Annotated in this window: 17 protein-coding genes; 2 read left to right on the top strand and 15 right to left on the bottom strand. The window is 64.5% G+C overall.

What is annotated here, in order from left to right:
- Positions 1 to 164 precede the first annotated feature (164 nt).
- Positions 165 to 3,893, top strand: a complete 3,729-nt coding sequence (gene metH / locus S7S_RS09195; protein ID WP_008737733.1) for a methionine synthase — start codon at positions 165 to 167, stop codon at positions 3,891 to 3,893.
- Here metH and S7S_RS09190 read toward each other — a convergent pair.
- The 3 genes from S7S_RS09190 to S7S_RS09180 all read right to left on the bottom strand — a co-directional run bounded on the left by S7S_RS09190 (position 3,881) and on the right by S7S_RS09180 (position 7,523).
- Positions 3,881 to 4,723, bottom strand: coding sequence for a DMT family transporter (locus tag S7S_RS09190; protein ID WP_008737731.1), 843 nt, complete (start codon positions 4,721 to 4,723; stop codon positions 3,881 to 3,883). The genes metH and S7S_RS09190 overlap by 13 nt on opposite strands.
- 65 nt (positions 4,724 to 4,788) lie before the next feature.
- Complete coding sequence (locus S7S_RS09185; protein WP_052269233.1) at positions 4,789 to 6,774, bottom strand: PEP-utilizing enzyme; 1,986 nt, start codon at positions 6,772 to 6,774, stop codon at positions 4,789 to 4,791.
- Positions 6,771 to 7,523 carry a hypothetical protein gene (locus S7S_RS09180; RefSeq protein WP_008737727.1) on the bottom strand — a complete coding sequence of 251 codons (753 nt, stop codon included), beginning with the start codon at positions 7,521 to 7,523 and terminating at the stop codon, positions 6,771 to 6,773. Before S7S_RS09180 ends, S7S_RS09185 begins: the two co-directional genes overlap by 4 nt.
- Positions 7,524 to 7,611: 88 nt before the next feature.
- On the opposite strand from S7S_RS09180, the gene S7S_RS09175 reads away from it, so the two are divergent.
- A complete protein-coding gene (locus S7S_RS09175) occupies positions 7,612 to 9,288 on the top strand; it encodes an alpha/beta hydrolase (RefSeq protein WP_008737725.1) in 1,677 nt (558 codons plus the stop codon).
- Here the strand turns inward: S7S_RS09175 and S7S_RS09170 are convergent.
- From S7S_RS09170 to S7S_RS09115, 12 genes are all read right to left on the bottom strand, one after another.
- On the bottom strand, positions 9,176 to 10,546 hold the full coding sequence (locus tag S7S_RS09170; protein WP_144401627.1) for a hypothetical protein: 1,371 nt from the start codon (positions 10,544 to 10,546) through the stop codon (positions 9,176 to 9,178). The genes S7S_RS09175 and S7S_RS09170 overlap by 113 nt on opposite strands.
- Before the next feature lie 62 nt (positions 10,547 to 10,608).
- Positions 10,609 to 11,139, bottom strand: coding sequence for a type II secretion system protein GspM (gene gspM, locus S7S_RS09165; protein WP_008737723.1), 531 nt, complete (start codon positions 11,137 to 11,139; stop codon positions 10,609 to 10,611).
- Between the two features lie 2 nt (positions 11,140 to 11,141).
- Positions 11,142 to 12,293, bottom strand: coding sequence for a type II secretion system protein GspL (gene gspL, locus S7S_RS09160; protein WP_008737722.1), 1,152 nt, complete (start codon positions 12,291 to 12,293; stop codon positions 11,142 to 11,144).
- Positions 12,283 to 13,344, bottom strand: coding sequence for a type II secretion system minor pseudopilin GspK (gene gspK / locus S7S_RS09155; protein ID WP_169745556.1), 1,062 nt, complete (start codon positions 13,342 to 13,344; stop codon positions 12,283 to 12,285). The genes gspL and gspK overlap by 11 nt, the downstream gene beginning before the upstream one ends.
- On the bottom strand, positions 13,341 to 13,976 hold the full coding sequence (gspJ, locus tag S7S_RS09150) for a type II secretion system minor pseudopilin GspJ (protein WP_008737718.1): 636 nt from the start codon (positions 13,974 to 13,976) through the stop codon (positions 13,341 to 13,343). The genes gspK and gspJ overlap by 4 nt, the downstream gene beginning before the upstream one ends.
- Positions 13,976 to 14,428, bottom strand: coding sequence for a type II secretion system minor pseudopilin GspI (gspI, locus tag S7S_RS09145; RefSeq protein ID WP_008737715.1), 453 nt, complete (start codon positions 14,426 to 14,428; stop codon positions 13,976 to 13,978). Before gspI ends, gspJ begins: the two co-directional genes overlap by 1 nt.
- Positions 14,425 to 15,048, bottom strand: coding sequence for a pilus assembly FimT family protein (locus S7S_RS09140; protein ID WP_008737713.1), 624 nt, complete (start codon positions 15,046 to 15,048; stop codon positions 14,425 to 14,427). The genes gspI and S7S_RS09140 overlap by 4 nt, the downstream gene beginning before the upstream one ends.
- On the bottom strand, positions 15,014 to 15,451 hold the full coding sequence (gene gspG / locus S7S_RS09135) for a type II secretion system major pseudopilin GspG (RefSeq protein ID WP_008737712.1): 438 nt from the start codon (positions 15,449 to 15,451) through the stop codon (positions 15,014 to 15,016). Before gspG ends, S7S_RS09140 begins: the two co-directional genes overlap by 35 nt.
- 48 nt (positions 15,452 to 15,499) lie before the next feature.
- Positions 15,500 to 16,723, bottom strand: coding sequence for a type II secretion system inner membrane protein GspF (gene gspF, locus S7S_RS09130; protein WP_008737710.1), 1,224 nt, complete (start codon positions 16,721 to 16,723; stop codon positions 15,500 to 15,502).
- A complete protein-coding gene (gene gspE / locus S7S_RS09125; RefSeq protein WP_082027797.1) occupies positions 16,723 to 18,246 on the bottom strand; it encodes a type II secretion system ATPase GspE in 1,524 nt (507 codons plus the stop codon). Before gspE ends, gspF begins: the two co-directional genes overlap by 1 nt.
- Before the next feature lie 116 nt (positions 18,247 to 18,362).
- Positions 18,363 to 19,505, bottom strand: a complete 1,143-nt coding sequence (locus tag S7S_RS09120) for a response regulator (RefSeq protein WP_008737705.1) — start codon at positions 19,503 to 19,505, stop codon at positions 18,363 to 18,365.
- A complete protein-coding gene (locus tag S7S_RS09115; protein WP_238582955.1) occupies positions 19,502 to 20,086 on the bottom strand; it encodes a chemotaxis protein CheB in 585 nt (194 codons plus the stop codon). The genes S7S_RS09120 and S7S_RS09115 overlap by 4 nt, the downstream gene beginning before the upstream one ends.
- Between the last annotated feature and the right edge of the window lie 99 nt (positions 20,087 to 20,185).

Here is a 20,185-nt window from a genome sequence, read left to right as displayed (position 1 = left end):
GCTGCCTCGGCAGCCGCAGGTTTCCGGGGGGTTTCCATATTTTACAAAACTGCCACAGGTGACAATGGGTGCCCGGCCAACGGTCAATGGCCGTCATCTTTGGGCAATCGCGTCCCGGCTCGCTATAATGCCAGCCCGATTTCATCACGTCATGGAGCCAGCACATGTCCCACCGCCCGGATCAGAGCCTGCGTCAGGCCCTGGAGGAGCAGTTCCGCCGCCGAATCCTGATCCTGGATGGCGGCATGGGCACCATGATCCAGGCACGCCGTTTCGATGAAGCGGCCTACCGGGGCGAGCGTTTTCAGGACTGGCCGAGTGACCTCAAGGGCAACAACGACCTGCTCTGCCTGACCCAGCCGGACGCGATCCTGGACATTCATCGCGAATACCTCGCCGCCGGCGCGGACATCCTCGAGACCAACTCCTTCAACGCCACCCGCATCGCCATGGCCGACTACGACATGCAGGCGATCGCGCGTGAGATCAATGTCGCCTCGGCACGGCTGGCCCGCCAGGCAGCGGATGAATTCACCGCCCGTGATCCGTCCCGGCCGCGTTTTGTGGCCGGGGTGCTCGGCCCCACCAACCGCACGGCCAGCATCAGCCCTGACGTGAACGACCCCGGGTTCCGCAATGTCAGTTTCGATCAACTGGTGGAGGCCTATCTCGAATCCATTGATGGTCTGATCGAAGGCGGCGCCCAGCTGCTGCTGATCGAGACGGTGTTCGACACGCTCAACGCCAAGGCTGCCGTGTTCGCCGTGGAAACCTGGAAAGCGCGTGAGGGCGTCGACGTGCCGGTGATGATCTCCGGCACCATCACCGATGCCTCGGGCCGTACCCTCACCGGCCAGACCACCGAGGCGTTCTACAACTCCCTGCGTCATGCCCGGCCGATCACCATCGGCCTGAACTGCGCCCTTGGCGCGCAGGAACTGCGGCCCTACATGTCCGAACTGTCGCGCATCAGCGAGGGATACGTGTCCGCGCACCCGAATGCCGGCCTGCCGAACGAGATGGGCGAATACGACCAGTCACCGGACGTGATGGCGAAGGAAATCCGCGACTGGGCCCAGAAAGGCTTCCTGAACCTGATTGGCGGTTGCTGCGGTACGACACCGGCGCATATCCGCGCCATCGCCGAAGCCGTGGCCGACTGCACACCGCGCGCGCTGCCTGATGTCGCTCCCGCCTGCCGTCTGGCGGGCCTGGAGCCGCTGAACATCACCGAAGACTCGCTGTTCATCAATATCGGCGAGCGCACCAACGTGACCGGTTCGAAGCGCTTCCTGCGGCTGATCAAGGAAGGCGACTACGACACCGCGCTGGAAGTTGCACGGCAACAGGTGGAAGCCGGCGCGCAGATGATCGACATCAACATGGACGAGGGCATGCTCGAGTCCGTGGATGCCATGGTGCGCTTCCTGAATCTGGTCGCCGCCGAGCCGGAAATCGCCAAGGTGCCGATCATGATCGACTCCTCCAAGTGGGAGGTGATCGAGGCGGGCCTGAAATGCATTCAGGGCAAGGGCATCGTCAACTCGATCTCGATGAAGGAAGGCGAGGAAAAATTCATCGAGCAGGCCCGGCTGGTGCGCCGCTACGGCGCCGCTGTGATCGTGATGGCGTTCGATGAAGTCGGCCAGGCGGATACCCGCGAGCGCAAGACCGAGATCTGCACCCGCGCCTATCGCCTGCTGGTAGACAAAGTGGGCTTCCCGGCCGAAGACATCATCTTCGATCCGAATATCTTTGCCATTGCCACCGGCATTGAGGAACACAACAACTACGCGGTGGATTTCATTGAAGCCGTGCACGACATCAAGACCACCCTGCCCCACGCCCAGGTGTCCGGCGGCGTCTCCAACGTGTCGTTCTCGTTCCGGGGCAATGAGCCGGTGCGCGAGGCCATCCACGCCGTGTTCCTGTACCACGCCATCCGCGCCGGCATGGACATGGGCATCGTCAACGCCGGGCAGCTGGCGATCTATGAGGACATTCCCGCCGAACTGAAACAGGCGGTGGAAGATGTGGTGCTCAACCGCCGTGAGGACGGCACCGACATCCTGCTGGCACTGGCAGAAAAGTACCGCGACAGCGCCAGCGGCGGTGGCGGCCGGCAGGAAGACCTGAGCTGGCGCGAATGGCCGGTGAAACAGCGTCTGCAACACGCCCTGGTCAAGGGCGTGGCCGATTATATCGAGGAAGACACCGAAGCGGCGCGTCTGGAATCCGTGCGCCCGCTGCACGTTATCGAAGGCCCCTTGATGGATGGTATGAACGTGGTCGGCGACCTGTTCGGGGCCGGCAAGATGTTCCTGCCGCAGGTGGTGAAATCCGCCCGTGTGATGAAAAAGGCGGTGGCCTACCTGCTGCCGTTCATGGAAAAAGAGCGCGAAGAACTCGGCACCCAGGATGAATCCAACGGCCGTATCATCATGGCCACAGTGAAAGGCGATGTGCACGATATCGGCAAAAATATCGTCGGCGTGGTGCTGCAGTGCAACGGTTACGAGGTAATTGACCTGGGTGTGATGGTGCCCTGCGAGAAAATCCTCGACGCCGCCCGCGAGCACAAGGCCGACATCATTGGCCTGTCCGGCCTGATCACTCCCTCGCTGGATGAAATGGTACAGGTCGCCAGCGAGATGGAACGGCTCGGCTTCGAGCTGCCATTGATGATCGGCGGCGCCACCACCAGCCGCATCCATACTGCCGTGAAGATCGAGCCGCAATACCATGGCCCGGTGATTCACGTCGCAGACGCCTCGCGTGCCGTGGGTGTGGCCAGCCAGCTTCTGAGTGACACGCAACGCGATGATTATGTTGCCGGCATTCGTGAGGAATACCGCGTGCTGCGCGAACGGCGCGCCAGCCAGCAGAACCAGCGCAAGCTGGCCAGCCTGGAGGATGCACGGGCGAATGCCTTCCTGCCCGACTGGAGCCAGTACACACCGCCCGCACCGGATTTTACCGGCACCCGCGTGTTCGACGACTACCCGCTGGAAGACCTGGTGCACCGCATTGACTGGACGCCATTCTTCCGCAGCTGGGAACTGGCAGGCAAATTCCCCGACATCCTTGAAGACGAGGTTGTTGGTGTGGAAGCGCAGCGCCTGTATCGCGATGCACGCGCCATGCTGGAGCAGATCGTCAAGGAAAAATGGCTCACCGCCCGCGCTGTCATCGGCTTCTGGCCTGCCGCCAACATCGGCGACGATATCGAGCTGTTCCAGGCCCATGGCGATGCCGCGCCGTTCCTCACGCTGCATCACCTGCGCCAGCAGACGGATCGCGGCGACAGCGGCGCCCGCGCCGACAAGCCGAACCTGTGCCTGAGCGACTATATCGCCCCGCGCGACAGCGGCGTGCAGGACTGGCTCGGTGCCTTTGCGGTCACCACCGGTATCGGTATCGAACCGCACCTGGCCCGTTTCGAAGCGGACCACGACGACTACAGCAGCATCATGCTGAAAGCCCTCGCCGACCGCCTGGCGGAAGCCTTCGCGGAACGCATGCACGAGCGGGTGCGGAAAGAATTCTGGGGTTACGGGCGCGATGAAAACCTCAGCAATGACGACATGATCCGCGAGCGGTATCGAGGCATCCGTCCGGCGCCGGGTTATCCGGCCTGCCCGGACCACACGGAAAAAGCCTTGCTGTGGCAACTGCTGAACCCGGAGGCCAACGCCGGCATGACGCTGACCGAAAGCTACGCCATGTACCCGGCGTCGTCAGTATCCGGCTGGTATTTCGCGCACCCGGACGCGCGCTACTTCGGCACCGGCAAGATCGGCCGCGACCAGATCGAGGACTATGCCAAGCGGACCGGCCACACGGTGAAAGACATCGAGCGCAGCATTCCGCACCTGCTGGGCTACAACGACTGAGCCCGTTTCGCGGCCAGCACCAGCGCCACCCCACCGAGCACCGCCACGGCTGACAGCACCAGCCGTGGCGTGAATGGCTCCGCCAGCACCAGCGCGCCGGCCAGCGCGGCCAGTACCGGCACACTGAGCTGTACCGTGGCGGCCTGCAGCGCGCCCAGCCCGCCCAGCGCGCTGTACCAGATGGCGTAGCCGACGCCGGAAGTCAGGGCACCGGACAGCACCGCATAGCCCATCCCTTCCAGGTCCGGGCTGGCCTGGCCAATCAGTAACAGGCTCAATGCCAGCGCCATGGGTGCCGCGCGCAGGAAGTTGCCCGCTGTCGCCGCCAGCGGATCTGCCACACCCCGGCCCAGCACGGAGTAGGCTCCCCAGGCGACACCGGCCGCCACCATCATCAGCGCCGCCATCAGCGGGGCGGCAGTTCCGCCCGGCAGCAGCAGCGCCACCAGCCCGGCCAGCGCCAGCAGCATGCCGCATGTGCCCTGCAGCGACAGCCGCTCGCCGCGCCACAGGCCATACAACAGCATGCTCAACTGCACCGCACCGAACAGCAGCAAGGCGCCGATACCGGTATCAAGCTGGCGATAAGCGAAGGAAAAAAACGCCGCGTAGGCGAACAGCGCCAGCGCGCCGGGATAACTGCCGCCGGGGCGTCTTGGTTGTTGCAGCCACAGCAGCAGGCACAGCGTCACCGCACCTGCCAGCAGGCGGACACTGGTAAAACTGGCGGCATCGATGCCGGTTTCGCGCAGGGCCAGCCGGGCCAGCAGAGAGTTACCGGCAAAGGCCAGCATGGCCAGACAGGTCAGCAACAGGATACGGGCGGGCACGGGTTTCTCCGGCAGGCAGACATCCGGCCCAGTGTACGGGAGCACGGATGTCCGCGCGTCCCGCCTTAGGTCGTAGGCCCTGCCCGGGTAATCACGCCGGCAGCGCTGTCCAGCTGCAGCAGGCTGTCGCTGACCAGGCAATGCATGGCGTCGTCAACGCCGATGATGCAGGGAATCCCCAGCAGGCGCGCCAGCAGTGCCGCCGGCTGGTCCGGATCGTGGCCACACAGCACCAGCCCGCTGGCCAGGCACAGCCACGGCAACCAGCCGCTGTCGCACTGATCCAGCACCAGCACGTCACCCGGCTGCACCTGCGACAGGGCCCAGCCGGAGTGCACCAGGCGGGCCGGGCCGCTGGCCTTGCCCGGCACCAGGGCGCGGCCATTGAGGACCGGGCGCTCGCGCTGGTCCAGCCGCGCGCCATAGGCGATCTGGTCGATGATCCAGTCCGGCGCTCCCTGGTAGGCGTCCGTGAGAAAGCGCACCTTGCGCGAGCCCAGCGTCTCGGCGTCGGGCCGGCGGCTGCCCTGCTCCTGCCAGAGCAGCCACAACTCGTCGAAATAGACAAAGAAAATGTCTTCGTCGCGCACCAGGCGCCCGCGGGCTACCAGTACCTGCCCCATGCCCAGCAGCAGGCGCCGCAGGGCGCTGCCGAGCTGTTCGCGCAGCCCGGCAGCCTGGGCGGCGAGGCCCGGCATGCTGCGGGACAGTGCGCTCAGCCGCGCCAACCGGTCGGCCGGCACGTCCAGCAGCCGGGCCAGCTCCGGGGGCTGTTCGCCGAAACGTGGCATAACCGGATCTGCCCCGAGCCCGGCTCCGTCCGGCAAGGCGCTGCCCTCGCCCAGCGCGATCAGTGCGTCACGGTGTGCGGGTGGCAACAGGTGGCCCAGACGCGCTGCGGCATCCCCGCCGTGTGCGTCCGGCGCCTGGCAGTAGGCCAGCCAGCCCTCGATGGCCGCCAGCGCTTCGCCAAGGCGATCCAGTTGCATCAGCCGGCGCCATTGCCCTTCGAGGTCCGCCAGCGCCGGATCGCTGGTGCCCAGGCGCTGCAGCTGGTTGCTCAGGTTGCGCAGTTGCCGGCCTGCGAGCCAGGGCCGCAGCCCGTCACGGCGCCAGTGCCGCCCGCGTGGCGCCGGCGGCGTGACAGGACGCCAGGCCGGCGGCATGGCTTCATTCATCTCTGGACGGCCTTCGTCCAGCAGGCGCTGGAAGAACCGGCTGTTGGAATAGATATGGCTGTGCTGGCGCCGGTACGGCTCGATATTGCCCAGCTCGCGCCAGCCCAGCCGCTCGCCGAGCGGGCGCCAGAACGCGGTCTTCAGCCAGCGGCCTGCCAGCGTGTACCACAGCGGCGAGACAGCCTGCTGCCACAGGCCGAAGCCGGCGCGCCGGCTCCAGGCCTCATCCGGCCGTGGCAATGAGCCCACCGGCAGCGTCTGCACCAGCCACAGTTGCCGGCCGTCGTAGATCCACTCACCGGCCTGCGGCCGATCGAACCGGCTGCGCAGATGGTCTGCAAGCTGGGTGAACGGCGGTGCGCCCACGCACTGCCCCAGAGGATCATCCTGGCTGCTGAAGGCCACGTGCCCGTCGCGGTGCAGGATCAGCCGTGCAGGGTCACTGCCGGCGTGTTCGACCACACCCTCGACGACGATATGCTCCAGGTCCTGCCGTACCGGATGCCGGGTGAACAGCACCCCGGCGGCCTGCCGTGCCGGCAGCGACTGGACAATGACCTGCGCCGGTGCGTCCGGCCGGTGAAACAATTGCAGCAGCGCGGCGGCCAGCGCTCGGTCAGAATCCAGGTTCAGCAGCGATTCGCGCTGCGAACCCGGTGTGGCCGGTCCCTGGTGCAGCACCCAATAGCGCTCATCATTTCCGCCGGCGGCGGCAGCCAGCGCATCGGCCAGTTCGCCGGCGCCCATGCTGCGGACGGCATCGCCCCGGACACGCCAGCTTGGTGGCACCGGCAGGCCCATGGCCGCCCACTGCTGTACGCGCTCGGCGGCTGCATCAGCCGCCGGCAGCAACGGTTCGATCAATGCGGTCAAGCGTTCGCTCCCCCGATCCGGCGGGCGAGCGCCCGGCCGGCGACATACCACAACGGCGTCACCAGTGCGGCGACCACCGCCAGCACCACGGCGATACCGCCGAACAGATAGGGTGCTTTCATCAGTGTGCTCATCAAAGATTCTTCCCAGTAAAAAAACCAGGGGTTCTCCGGCGGGAACATCCAGATGTGCAGTTGATAGAACACGGCTTTCGGCCCGCTGACCAGCAACCACAGGCCAATCGGTGTCGCCGTCAGCGCCGCGCCGGCCAGCCGTGCCCGCCAGCCCGGCAGCCCGGTACGAGCCAGCGCCATAGCCAGCGGCAACCAGCCCAGCAACGCGATCAATGCGCTGTAACCGCCCAGCCTCAGCAACCGTGCGACGTCTTCCAGGTGCACGCGTTCATCGCGGTCCAGCAACCTGATGTCGCGGCCGCCGGGGCCGCGGTAAACGATTTCGCCCAGCCCCTTGCCGTTGTCGTGGACGGCGCGGCTGATTTGCGCAAATGCCTGATAATGCTGCTCGGGCGGCAATTGTGCGAAACCGGGTTTGCGCGCATTGTGCGGTGCGTATTCCGCAATATGCCGGTCGATATCGAGCACGTCGTACCAGAGTGGATAGCTGTAATCGATGCGCGCGTAGAGCCACCAGGCCAGCGCCAGCGCCAGCCAGACGCAGCACAGGCTATAGCCGAGCCAGATCAGGCCGCGCCCGGTCTGCTGAAGACGTTCAGTGTGTTGTCCACCCATGGAAACTGCTCAGGTTGTTGTCCGCAAGCGCGGCACTTTTTTTGAATAACGACAAACACCATACACAATAACAAGAGGATTCACCGCCATGCGCTATGCACTGGCCCTGCTGGTTGTGATGCTGCTCGGTGGCTGCGCCACCACCCTCCCCTCCGTGCCGCCCGGCCCCGTCAGCCAGCCACTGGAGGCGCACCGTTATCAGGTGGAGATTCCCACCCATGACGGCCTGATGCTGACCGCGACAGTCTATCAGCCGGCACTGGCCAGCGGCGACACCGCGCCGGTGATCATTGCCACCCACGGCTTCGGCGGCTTCCGCGCCAAACGGCCGTTTTCGATCTACGGCAAGACCATGCTCACCGGCCAGGCGGCCATCGCCGCCTGGCGCCAGGGTTACTGGGTGGTGTTCTACGACCAGCGCGGTTTCGGCGGCAGTGACGGCAAGGTGCACATGATGAGCCCGGATCATGAAGTGCGCGATGTCAGCAGCGTGATCGACTGGACGCTGGCGCACCTGCCCGCCATTCGCACCCTCGCGGACGGCCGTCCGGCGCTGGGGATGATCGGCGAATCCTACGGCGGCGGCGCGCAGATTCTCGGCAGTATCCGTGACGACCGGCTTGCCGCACTGGTGCCGATCGCCACCTGGTATGACCTCGCCGATGGCTTCGCACCCCACGACCATGTGCGCAGCCAGTGGGGCGCGCACCTGTTTACCCTTGGCACCTTTTCCAGTGGTTTCGATTTCGGCATGGCGGTGAAAAAACCGTTCCGCAGTGCTTTCGGTGGCACTCTGGCGCCGGACGCACGGCGTATGCTGCGCGCCCACAGCCCGGTGAGCTTCTGTGAGCAGGGCCAGTATCCGCAGGCCGATGCGCTGTTGATCCAGGGATTCCGCGATTCACTGTTCGGCATTGAACATGCGCAGGCCAATCAGGCCTGTTTCGAAGCCGGCGGTCGTGAGGCGCGGCTGCTGGCGATACAGGGCGGGCATATCCTGCCCTGGCCGACGCAACGCTGGTCCGGCAAGCCGTTGTTCAATACCGAAGACACCCTCACCTGCAACGGCGAAGAACGCCCGCTGGTGGACATGATCGTGAGCTGGTGGGACGAAAAACTGCGCGACGGGGATACCACCGTACCCGCTTTCTGTGCCGCCCTGGACTACGACACCGGCATGCAGCTGGGTGGCCTGCCGACACAAACGGACGCCTTCCCGCTCAGCAGTGGCGCGGTCAACATTCCTTTCGCCGGCCTGTTTGAATGGCTGATGGTGCCGTTCGATGTCGGCTCGGATATCTTCCGCGGTTTCTGGCCCGGCCGTGACCTGCGCCAGCTGCGCCCGAACGGTGGCGGTGGCCGGCCACGTTTTGTGCCGGTGTATGTCGCCGAGCGCGATGATGAGCTGCTGCTGGGCACACCCGAGATCGACCTGCGGCTGAGCGGCTCTGCCAGCCGCGTCAGCACCCGTGTGTTCGTCGGGATCGGCGTACAGCATGCCGGCAAGCGCCGCGTACAGGTTGCCAGCGAGCAACTGACACCGCTGCCGGCCAAGGGCCTGTACCGCGAAAGCCTGCCGCCGGTATCCGTGCCGCTGAAGGCCGGTGACCGGGTCGGGCTGGTGGTGTACGGCTACAGCTGGCAGTACGCCTTCAATCCGTCGTTCTGGTGGAGTCGGGCGCAGCTGGAAGGCGCGCTTCGCCTGCCGCTTCAGGAAGGGCTTGAGGAATTGCCGCTGCCGGCACTGAGCGCGGCCACGGAGTGACCTGCAGCGCCGGCGTCAGGGTACGGGCGTCGGCGTAATCTTCCGGGGCCATGCCGTGCAGGTCGCTGCCGAACAGCATGCGCACCGCGAAACGCATCTCCTGTTCCTCCGGCCAGCCTCGCAGGGCATAGCCCAGGTTTGGCAGCTGCCCGGGAAACTGCTCCGGTTCCACCGCCAGATGCGGATCGTCCTGATAGACCAGGGCCAGCGGGATACCGCTGAGATTGTCCGGCACGTCCAGTTCGGCCAGCAGGATGAACTGCTTGCCGGAGTCAAACAGGATCCAGCTTTCGTCCGAACTCAGGCCGCGCTCGATCATCTGGCGCTCCTCGTCGTCGATGCGTCCGTCCACCAGCCCGCGCAACGGCCCGCTGCGGGCAGTCTGCACGGTGGCGCCGTACTGCGCGTTGCCGTCGATGGTCACGGACACTTCCGGTGCCCGCAGCGTGCGCCGGTACAGGCCTGGCACCCGGGCGTAGGTGTGCGCCTCGTAGTGATCCGGATAGCGGTACGCCTGCACGTGCAGTTTCATCACCGGGATACCGGCCAGCACGACACGGGTTTCCAGGTGCATCACGGTGCGCAGCGGGCCGGATTTATAGCCAGTGAGGGTCGGCCGCAGGTTGGTGTTGTCCAGCGTCACCCTGGCATGGCGGTTCAGGAACCCGGCGGCCATGCGCATTTTCAGCGTATCGATGATCGAGCCTTCGCCGCGATAGCCGTCATACCCCAGGTATTGCCAGTTCAGTTCGTTGTCCGGGTCCACCACCAGCTGGTAGCTGTCGGTAATGGTCGTGCCGGTGCGCAGGTCGTGGTGTACAAACCAGCTGTCATCCCGGCGCGGGTCGGAACGGGCGATGTAGAAATAACGCCGCTCATCATCACTGCCGGTCACGGCCAGTTCGCTGAGGATGCGGCCCTGCGCCGGTGCAGCGTCCGCTGGCGCCTGAACACCGGCATCACGCAATCGCAGCAGCAACCGGTCGTCGCCAGTGAAAAGCGCTGCCGGCGCATCACGGTCCAGTTCCCCTTCCTCGAACCAGACCATGTCCGCGTCGCCGACCGGATCGATCTGGAACACCACGGGCTGGAAAGCGCCGTCGCGCCAGACCACCACGGACAGTTCTGCGGCCGGCGTGGCGTCCGGCAGCTTCAGTGTATTGGCATGCAGTTCCAGAATGCGCAGGTCACTGACGCCACGCACATCCGGTGCGGCCTGCACCGGCAGCAGCGGGCCGGCCAGCAGCAACATAAGCAAAAGCCGCACACCTGATGGCATGCGGCTATCACCTGACAATCGGCGTGTGCCGGTGTGCGGCATCAGCTCCCCCGTCGCAGCGTCGCCCGCACGTTGACGGTACCCGGCGTCTGGCCGGTGGAGATTTCCACGGCGGCGGCCCGCACGCCCTGCTCCTGCTGCAGGGTCTGCAGCCAGGTGATCACCGGGGCGAATGGCTGCTGCTCGAGCTGCACGCGGGCAGCGTCGTTGCCCTCCGGCGTAAAGCCGCGCAGTGTCAGCCCGGCGCGTGACGCGCTGGCGTTGATCACGCTGATCCAGTCGCCCTGCATGGTCGGTGTGTTGCGCTGTCCGCTGCGGGCAGCGCGCACCACCTCGGCGTTGTCCTGCATCCAGTCCACCACCTGGGCCTGTGACAGGTAGCGCTGTACCGCCGCCTGGCGCGCATCCAGCACCGGCTTCCACATCAGCAGATAGATCAGCATCAGTACCAGCGCGGCGCCGAGAACCGCCACCGCCACCTGCTCGCGGTACTGCAGCGTGGCATACCATTGGCGGGCCGGTTCGAGTGCCTTGAGTGTCTGTTCGCGTGCTTCCCGAATCTGTTCGTTCATGATCAGCCCTGCCCTACCCGCATACGTGCCGTCACCCCGCTGGCTTCACTGCGCGCGGTGCCGATTTCGGCGCTGAGGCCGGCCGACTGCATTTTCTCGCGCAGGCTTTCCAGCACAGAAAAATCCTTCGCCGTAATGTCCACCAGCAATGTGTTTTCCCGTTCATCGAACTGCACCCGGCGCGGCGTCACGCCCTGGTCGGTGGCGCCACCGATGATGTCACCCACCGGCGCCATCAACGTCAGGAAGCCGGCGCCGGCACCGCCGCCACCGAGGCGTTCCAGTTGCGTGCGGAACTCCCGCTGCAGCAGCTGTGGCCGCGAACTGCCGGGAAACAGTTCCTGATACAGCGCCACCGCTTCGGCCGCTTGCGCCTCGGCCGCACGGTTGTATTGCCATTGCTGCACCAGCAGCAGCACCCAGACACACATCAGTACACCGGCGGCAAGCCGGGTCACCGGCCACCAGGGTTGCATCATCTGACGCCAGCCACTGTGTTCCACCGCCGGCCGGAGGTCGCTGTGCAGCAGGGCAATCACGTCCCCCTGCAGCCCTTCCGCAAAAGCGCTGAACAGTGCCTCGAGATGATCAATGCGCGTGAACTCGGCCGTATCGATGCCCAGCAGTACGGGTATCTGCTCCAGCTCCGTCGCGGGCAGCACCAGGGCCTGGCCCGGCGCAGGAATGCACAGCAGGTCATTGTCCAGCCGCGCCACGCAGGGGGCGTGGCCACGCAGCAGGTCCGCGTCGACCCAGGCGCCCAGCAGGGTGATGTCCCCGGCCGACGCGAACCAGTCGAGCAGTTGCTCCAGCCCGTCGCGTTCACACGCCAGCACCGGGTAGGCGCCGTCCACCGGCTTGCCGTGGGCGTACCACATGTCATCGGTGGTGGTGAGCAGGGATTCTTCCAGCAGGAACGGCAGCACTTTCTGCATGTGCCGCGCCTGGCGTTTGCTCAGTTCCACATTGGTGAGCAGGACATCCCCCGAGGAAAGCACGGCGCGCACCGGGCCACTGAGCGTCGCCAGTGCGTCGCTCAGGGTACCGCGGCTGATCCCTTCGCCGGGCACATGCCAGGCGACCGTCACTGCGTCGGGGCTTTCCACGCGCAGGGTGCCGGCAGGCAGGTAAATTATTGTGCTGTCATCCTTCATTGTCGGCACCGGTTGTCTGTTGTGTCGTGGCCTCATTGTAGAAAGGATTGCAGGGCGGTTCGAGCGGTCCCAGGATCGGCACCAGTTGCCGGCTGAAGACCTCGGTCGGGCCCTGTTCGAGCCGCTGCAATCGCGTCACCAGCCGACTGCGCTGGTCGTTGTGCTGTACATCCACCATCACCTGGAAATAGCTCGAGCGCACGTCCAGCCGCTCGGCGATCTGTGTGCGCTGCTGCTCTTCCAGTGCCGCGAACGGCGCCTGCGCCATCAGCTCGTCAATCGAGGTGATGGCCGCCTCCTCGCGCAGCGTCTTGATCTGCTGGGTGCCCGCTTCGCCCACGGTATCGGCGAACAGGGCATCCAGCACCGGCAGCGAGGCGGTGTTGACGTTCAGTTTGGTGCCCGGCGGCAACGCCGTGAACAGGCTCCAGAACGCCGCCGACGGAATGTCGGCGGCCGTCATGCTGCGCAGCGCGCGCATCTCGGATTCGTGTGCCACCGGGCCATTGGGTGTGCGGCGCCAGCGGTATTCGGCGTCTTCCGCGCCTTCCACCCCGTCAACGATATTGTTGCTGTCCAGCCAGTCAGCCAGTTCGTGTGATAACACCTGGGCCTTGCCGGGATCAACCAGTGTGTTGCCCAGCAGTGCGGCCAGCCGCTCGCGCCAGAGTTCGTCACGGACGAATTCGTTGCCCTGCTGGGCGATCAGCCAGTTCAGGTTGAAGCGGCCCTGCAGGTCCTGCACGGTGGCGCTGAGCACGGCATCCTCGTAAGGAGTCGGCGGCAGGCTCACGGCCCAGGTTTCCTCGATGCAGTCATCCAGCAGCGCATTGTTAAGACGGTCATCTTCCAGGTCATCGATCAACGCCTGGATCGCCACGGTCTCGGCGGCGATGGCGTACTGGTAGCGCTTGTCCCAGTCGGTCAGGTTTTCCGTGCGGGCACGGAAACGGTCCTGACGGAACATGACTTCGGTGGCGACGACGGCCATCAGGGCCACCATCATCATCACCACCATCAGCGCCATGCCCCGCTGCCGCGCGCCCCTCATGTCTGGCTCCAGGGATTGAGCACGGTACGGAAATAGCGATGCAGGCGGCTGCCGTCCTCCATGCGGATTTCCATCTCGATGCTTTTCGGCAGCGCCTGGAACAGCGGCGGGGTCTGTTCGAGATCCACATCCGGCCACAGCTCGCGCCATTGCCAGTCCCCTTCCGGGCCCTGGCCCAGATACCGGAATTGCAGTGTCTCCACCTCTTCCAGCATCACGGTATCGGTCGGCTCGGTGCCCACGTTGACGTCCAGCGCCGGCCAATGGCGGCGTACCAGCCGCTGCTCTTCATCCAGCAGGTAGGCGACGCGCTGCATCTGGCTGCGGTCGCGCAGATCGAACGGGTTGGCCCACCCCAGTCGGGTAAATTCAAAGTATTCCAGTGTGCCGCGTACCGCCGGTTGCGGATCACCGAACGGGTCGCGTACCGGACGCGCAATCAGTTGCTCGATATCCTGGGCCAGGAAAATCAGCGCACGCTGTTTGGTTTCCTGCCGGGTGGCGTGCTCGGCCAGCATCGCGCGGCTGTTCAGGGATTCGCTGAAAGAAGCCTGCGCAATCACGTACATCAGCGCGAAAATGGCGATGGCGATGATGACTTCAAGCAGGGTGAAACCGGCCTGACGGCGCATCAGCTTTCCCCTCCGCCACCTTCACCGCCACTGCCGGGATCGTCGCCCGTGGCGGTGGTTTCCGGAGCGGGCCGGCCGAGCAGGCTGGTCAGGATATAGATCACCTGACGATCGCCACCGAGACGGCTTTCCGGGCCGACTTCGATGTCCACGCGACGGGTATCGGGATAAGGGCCATTGCTGATGATGGTCCGGATCTGCCAGGTGCGACCGTGCTCGTCGTCCTCGGGCGGCTCGAGTTTTTCATCCTGGGTGCCGTTTTCCGGCCATTGCTGGTAGACCTGCATCTCCACCAGCTTGTCGCTGGCAACCATGTAGGCCTGGGTGCGCTCATCCAGCATCACGGTGTTCACGGCGGCAGTGCTCATGCTCTGCATCAGCGCCATCACGCCAAACACCAATACCCCCAGCGCCACCAGTACTTCCAGCAGCGTGAACCCGCGCTGCTTCATTCTTCTTCGTCCTTGATCAGCGTGGCCCGTGACAACGCATCCAGTTCCAGCTCCACCGGCATGCGGTCGGAGCCGATCAGTTCCAGTTTGAAGTGCGCCGGGGTGGCTTCGCCGCTGGGGAAGAAAAACAATTGCGGGCGGCTGTCCTTGTCATCATCTTTCTCACCGGCGGTGAGCCGTGCCTCGGCAGCTTCCACCAGCCCGAAGCCGGCGGTAAACGGGCTGCTGCCGCCATCCTGCTCGACCTTCTCCAGTTCCCAGCTCAACCGCAGGTCATCGCCGAGATCCCAGCTGCCCAGACCGGCGCGGGAATCCCCGCCAAAGGGGACGAACTTCTGTGCTTCCGGATCAAACCGCATCGCCTCGATCCGGTCTTCTTTCAGCCGGACACCGAGCAACTCGCCGCTGAACACACTCTGTTCACCGACTGCCACAAGCAGTTCCTGCAACCGCACGGCGCCCTGATCCAGCTCCCGCTCGCTGCCAATATGCAGGTTGGGGATCAGCACTGCGGCGAACACCGCCACCAGCGTGACCACCACCAGTATCTCGACCAGGGTGAAGCCACGCTGCCGGAGCGCCGCCTTACCGCTGCAGTTCGCGATAGTTGAGATCGGCATTCACACCCTCACCGCCTTCCACGCCGTCTGCGCCGAGGGAGATCAGATCATAGGCACCCGAACTGCCCGGGCTGATATAAACGTACTGGCTGCCCCACGGGTCCTGCGGCAGGCGCGGGAGGTAACCCCCTTCCGGCCAGCTCCGTGCCGAACTCGGGCGTTCCACCAGCGCGCGCAGCCCTTCCTCGGTGGTCGGGTAGCGGCTGTTGTGCAGGCGGAACATGTCCAGTGCCGAGGCAATGCTCGCCATATTGCTCTTGGCCAGGTCCACCTTGGCCTGTTCTCCCTGCCCGATCACGTTCGGCACAATCATCGCGGCCAGCATGCCGATAATCGCCACCACCACCATGATCTCGATCAGCGTCAGACCCCGCTGGGCCCCCTGCCGTGCGACCTTCCTCATCGTCGTCTCCACAGTTTCTCTTGTCAGTCTGTTATCAGCGTCCCGGCATCAGATGCCGAACAGTTTGTTCATCTGCAGGATCGGCAGCATCATCGCCATCACGATCAGCACCACCAGCCCGGCCATCATCAGCAGCATGGCCGGCCCGAGCAGGCTCACCACGGTATTGACCACACCGCTCATTTCCCGTTCCTGGTATTCGGCTGCGCGGGTCAGCATCCGGTCCAGTTCACCGCTGGCCTCACCGCTGGCGATCATCTGCACCAGCATCGGCGGAAAGTAGCCGCTGGTCTCCAGTGCCCGGCTCAGGTTGCCCCCTTCCCGTACCCGCGCGGCGGCCTGGTTGACCGCCTCACGGATGGCCAGGTTGCCGACCACCTGGCTGGAAATGGCCAGGGCTTCCACCAGCGGCACGCCGCTGCGGGACAGGATGCCGAGGGTGCTCGCCAGCCGCGAACTGTCCGAGGTACAGATGAGTTTGCCGATCAGCGGCATGCGTGCCAGGCGGGTGTGAACACGCATGCGGAATGAGGGTGCGCGCATGGCCCTGACGAAGGCGAAGATACCGACCACAATCAGCAGCACGGCCAGCCACAGCCAGTCACGAAACAGGTCGCTGACCGTGATCATGACCCGCGTCAGCATCGGCAGGGTCTGCTCGTTGCGGGCGAACACCTCCACCATGCGCGGCACCACGAAGGTCATCATCATGACGATGATGAGGATCGAGAAGATCATGATGAAAATCGGATAGATCAGCGACTGCATCACCGAGCGGCCGGTGTCGTGCCGGTTTTCGAGATATTCAGAGAGCTGTTCCAGCACCTGTTCCAGATGCCCGGAGGATTCCCCCGCCGCCACGGTGGCCCGGTACATTTCCGGGAAGGCACGCGGAAATTCGCCCATTGACCGGGCCAGGCTGTAGCCCTCGGTCACCTTGGCCCGCACGGCCAGCACGATGCGCTCCACATGAGGGCGGCCGGCCTGGCGGGCCACGGCGGACAATGCCTGCTCAATGGGCAGTCCGGAACGGATCAGGGTGGCCAGTTGCCGGGTAATCAGTGCCTGCTCGGCGGTATTCAGCTTGCCGGAGCGGGACAGGCCGGAGAACAGCGTCCCCTTCCCCTTCTGGTCCCTGGTTTCACGGACTTCGATGGGTACCCAGCCCTTGTTGCGCAGCTGCTGGCGCACCTGGCGGGCGCTGTCGGCCTCCACCATCCCTTTCTTGATCTTGCCGCCGGCATCCAGCGAGCGGTATTCAAACGCCGGCATCAGCTTTCCCTGGTGACACGCAGTACTTCTTCGATGGTGGATTCACCCGCCATCACCTTGCGCCAGCCATCATCGCGAATGCCCGGCGTGCGCTTGCGCGCGTGGCGCTCCAGCGCCTGTTCGCTGGCGCGCTCGTGGATCATCTCGCGCATGTCGTCATCCACCACCACCAGTTCATAGATACCGGTCCGGCCGCGATAACCGGACTGGTTGCAGTGTTCGCAACCCTTTGGCCGGTACAGTGTCAGGGCTTCGCCTTCCGGGCGCCCCATCAGCGCCAGTTCGCTCGGCGTGGCCTGGTAGGCTTCACGGCACTCGGGGCACAGCACGCGCACCAGACGCTGGGCCATTACGCCAAGCAGGCTCGATGACAACAGGAACGGCTCGATGCCCATGTCCTGCAGACGGGTCACGGCGCCCACGGCGGTGTTGGTGTGCAGGGTCGAGAGCACCAGGTGGCCGGTGAGCGAGGCCTGGACCGCGATCTCGGCGGTCTCCAGGTCACGGATCTCGCCGATCATCACCACGTCCGGATCCTGACGCAGGATGGCGCGCAGGCCACGGGCGAAGGTCATGTCGACCTTGTTGTTCACCTGGGTCTGGCCAATACCTTCGAGCTGGTATTCGACCGGGTCTTCCACAGTGAGGATATTGCGCGAGGAATCGTTCAGTTCGGTCAGGCTGGCGTACAGGGTGGTGGTTTTACCGGAGCCGGTCGGCCCGGTCACCAGGATGATGCCGTGCGGCTTGTGGATCTGCGCCATCATCTCCTGGTAGCACACGTCGCCCATGCCCAGGTGGCCCAGTTGCAGGCGCCCTGCCTGCTTGTCGAGCAGACGCATTACCACCCGCTCACCATTGCTGGACGGCATGGTGGACACCCGCACGTCCACGTCCCGGCCGCCCACGCGCAGCGAGATACGGCCGTCCTGGGGAATCCGTTTTTCGGCGATGTCCAGCCGCGCCATTACCTTGATCCGGGACACCAGCAGCGGCGCCAGCTCGCGCCGTGGTGCCAGCACTTCGCGCAGCACGCCATCCACGCGCATACGCACCAGCAGGCGGCGTTCAAAGGTCTCGATATGGATATCGGAGGCGTTTTCGCGAATCGCTTCCTGCAGCAGCGCGTTGATCAGCCGGATGATCGGCGCGTCATCTTCCTGCTCCAGCAGATCGGAGGTTTCCGGCAGGGCATCGGCCAGGCTGGCCAGGTCCATGCCCTCCAGGCTGTCAGCCGCTTCGGCGGCGGCGCCGCGCTGCTGTTCATAGGTAATGGCCATGGCACTGGCCAGGCCACCCTCGTCCAGGGTGGTAAGTTTCGGCAGATCACCGAGCCAGCGGCGCACTTCGGCCAGCACGTGGATGTCCACCGGCGGGACGCAACACAGCTCACGCTCGCCATTCTGGCCCCGCAACAGGATGCGGTGACGGCGGGCAAAACTGTAGGGCAGCACCTCGCGGGAAGCGACAGCGGGCAGAATGTCTTCCGCAACCTCTTCTTCCTGGATATCGACCTCAGACATGGCGACCAGCATTCTCCATTTCAGGCTTCGGGCTCGTTCTTATTCGGCTACTGCCTTGCCCTGGGGCTGCAACAATACCCGGACGATGCCACCTGAGCCAGGATGGCACCGAGTCATCATATCTTTTCCATCAGGGCCTCGATGATACCGCGTCCGGCGTCGTGCATATCCAGAAACTGGAATCCGGTCTGGTAATCCTCACCCGTACCGGCGGGCTGGCACCAGATCGCCCTGGCGTCAAAGCTCAGAGTGTTCAATCCGTTGATCTGTTCCGGCAGGACCATGCTCAGGGCCAGGCGCTGCCCTTCCTTGATCGCCTTGCGGCTGCTCAGCTTGAATCCGTCAACGCTGATGTTCAACAGGCGCCCTACATTGCCACCAGTCGTACGATCGAACAACACCATCTCGCGAAACACTTTCTTGCGCGGATAACGGCGTGCTTCCCGCGCCTGGCGTTCCTGCACGGAAAGGTCAAAGCCGGTCTGCTCGCGGAACAGGATGACGCAACCACTGAATGCCTCATCGGGCGGATTGATCGGTGTGGCGGTCATCTCCAGCGCCACCAGATCGCCATCACGCCGGGCGTACAGGCTGGCCTCATTGCGCCAGCAGCGCCCCGCCCGGCAACCGGCCAGCAACGCCGACGACGACCAGTCGAACGGCGTGGCCTGCATATCCTGGCACAGCAGCGCCTGTATCGGCTGGCCGATCAGGGCATCGCGGTCACAGGCGAGCAGTGTAGCCGCGGCATCATTGCAGAATGATATAAGCCCATCAGCGTCGGTCCCGAGGATGCCTTCGCCGAGGGCCTGCAACAGCCGCTCGTTCTCGTCCTTGAGCCGCTTCATCTGGACCACGGCCTGCTGCAGTTTGCGTTTCTGCAGGTCCAGGTCAAGAAACACGTTGACTTTGGCTTCCAGCACCTGCTTGTCCAGCGGCTTGAACAGATAGTCCACGGCGCCACATTCGTAGCCCTTGAAGACGTATTTCTGTTCCTTGCTGATGGCGGTGACAAAGATGATCGGCAACGTGCGCGTGCGGCGATTCTGCCGCATCAGCTCGGCCACTTCGAAGCCGTCCATGTCGGGCATCTGCACGTCCAGCAGCACCAGCGAAAAATCGTGCTTGAGTGCCAGCTGCAACGCCTCGTTGCCACTGGACGCCATGACCAGTTGCCGGCTCGGGGCTTCGAGAATCGCCTCGATGGCAATAAGGTTTTCCTTGTGATCGTCTACTACCAGAATGTTCTGCCTGATCATTCCTGCAACCCGAAAACCTGTTCCACCACGAAATCACCGATGTCGGGCAGGTCACGCACCCAGTCGACACAGCCCGTATCAATTGCCGACTGGGGCATGACCTGGGCTTCTGCCGTCAGTGGCGACTGCGCCACGGTGATTCCCCCGCGTTGTTTTATGTATTTTATGCCTGCCGCACCGTCTTCATTGGCGCCGGTCAGGATAACCGCGAGCAAGCCGTTGCCGTAGACATGGCCGGCGGAATAAAAAAGCTCGTCGATCGATGGCCGTGAATAATTCACCGGCGCTGCCAGTGAATAACATACCGTGTGATCACTATCCACCAGCATGTGATAACCGGGCGGTGCGACATAGACACAGCCTGGCTCCAGTATGGTCTTGTCCTGTGCCGACATCACCCGCATGGCGGTACGGGTGTCCAGCAACCAGGGCAGTTTGTCACCGGCCGTCGGATGCTGATGCTGTACCAGCAGTACCGGCACCGGCAGCGTTGCCGGCAGCCGTCCCAGCACGGCTGTATAAGCCTCAAGCCCGCCCCAGGACGCGCCCATTACCACTGCCTTGATGCGTTGTCGGGACATAAACCTTCTCTATTCAGTGCGCCGCTGCCCCCGCCGGGTGTGCCTCCCAACGCGACGCCTGAGCTGCTCCATGCCGTGTTGCATCCGTGCGGCCATCGA

The sequence above is a fragment of the Isoalcanivorax pacificus W11-5 genome (assembly GCF_000299335.2).
Taxonomy (GTDB): domain Bacteria; phylum Pseudomonadota; class Gammaproteobacteria; order Pseudomonadales; family Alcanivoracaceae; genus Isoalcanivorax; species Isoalcanivorax pacificus.
The sequence above is the reverse complement of the archived record's forward strand: the minus strand, read 5'-3'. Positions and strand labels throughout refer to the sequence as shown.

Excerpts from the sequence above, each read along its gene's own strand:
- metH (WP_008737733.1), top strand. The coding sequence starts at position 165 with ATGTCCCACCGCCCGGATCAGAGCCTGCGTCAGGCCCTGGAGGAGCAG.
- S7S_RS09180 (WP_008737727.1), bottom strand. The coding sequence starts at position 7,523 with ATGGGTGGACAACACACTGAACGTCTTCAGCAGACCGGGCGCGGCCTG.
- S7S_RS09175 (WP_008737725.1), top strand. The coding sequence starts at position 7,612 with ATGCGCTATGCACTGGCCCTGCTGGTTGTGATGCTGCTCGGTGGCTGC.
- gspM (WP_008737723.1), bottom strand. The coding sequence starts at position 11,139 with ATGAACGAACAGATTCGGGAAGCACGCGAACAGACACTCAAGGCACTC.
- gspL (WP_008737722.1), bottom strand. The coding sequence starts at position 12,293 with ATGAAGGATGACAGCACAATAATTTACCTGCCTGCCGGCACCCTGCGC.
- gspK (WP_169745556.1), bottom strand. The coding sequence starts at position 13,344 with ATGAGGGGCGCGCGGCAGCGGGGCATGGCGCTGATGGTGGTGATGATG.
- gspJ (WP_008737718.1), bottom strand. The coding sequence starts at position 13,976 with ATGCGCCGTCAGGCCGGTTTCACCCTGCTTGAAGTCATCATCGCCATC.
- gspI (WP_008737715.1), bottom strand. The coding sequence starts at position 14,428 with ATGAAGCAGCGCGGGTTCACGCTGCTGGAAGTACTGGTGGCGCTGGGG.
- S7S_RS09140 (WP_008737713.1), bottom strand. The coding sequence starts at position 15,048 with ATGCCGATCTCAACTATCGCGAACTGCAGCGGTAAGGCGGCGCTCCGG.
- gspG (WP_008737712.1), bottom strand. The coding sequence starts at position 15,451 with ATGAGGAAGGTCGCACGGCAGGGGGCCCAGCGGGGTCTGACGCTGATC.
- gspF (WP_008737710.1), bottom strand. The coding sequence starts at position 16,723 with ATGCCGGCGTTTGAATACCGCTCGCTGGATGCCGGCGGCAAGATCAAG.
- gspE (WP_082027797.1), bottom strand. The coding sequence starts at position 18,246 with ATGTCTGAGGTCGATATCCAGGAAGAAGAGGTTGCGGAAGACATTCTG.
- S7S_RS09120 (WP_008737705.1), bottom strand. The coding sequence starts at position 19,505 with ATGATCAGGCAGAACATTCTGGTAGTAGACGATCACAAGGAAAACCTT.
- S7S_RS09115 (WP_238582955.1), bottom strand. The coding sequence starts at position 20,086 with ATGTCCCGACAACGCATCAAGGCAGTGGTAATGGGCGCGTCCTGGGGC.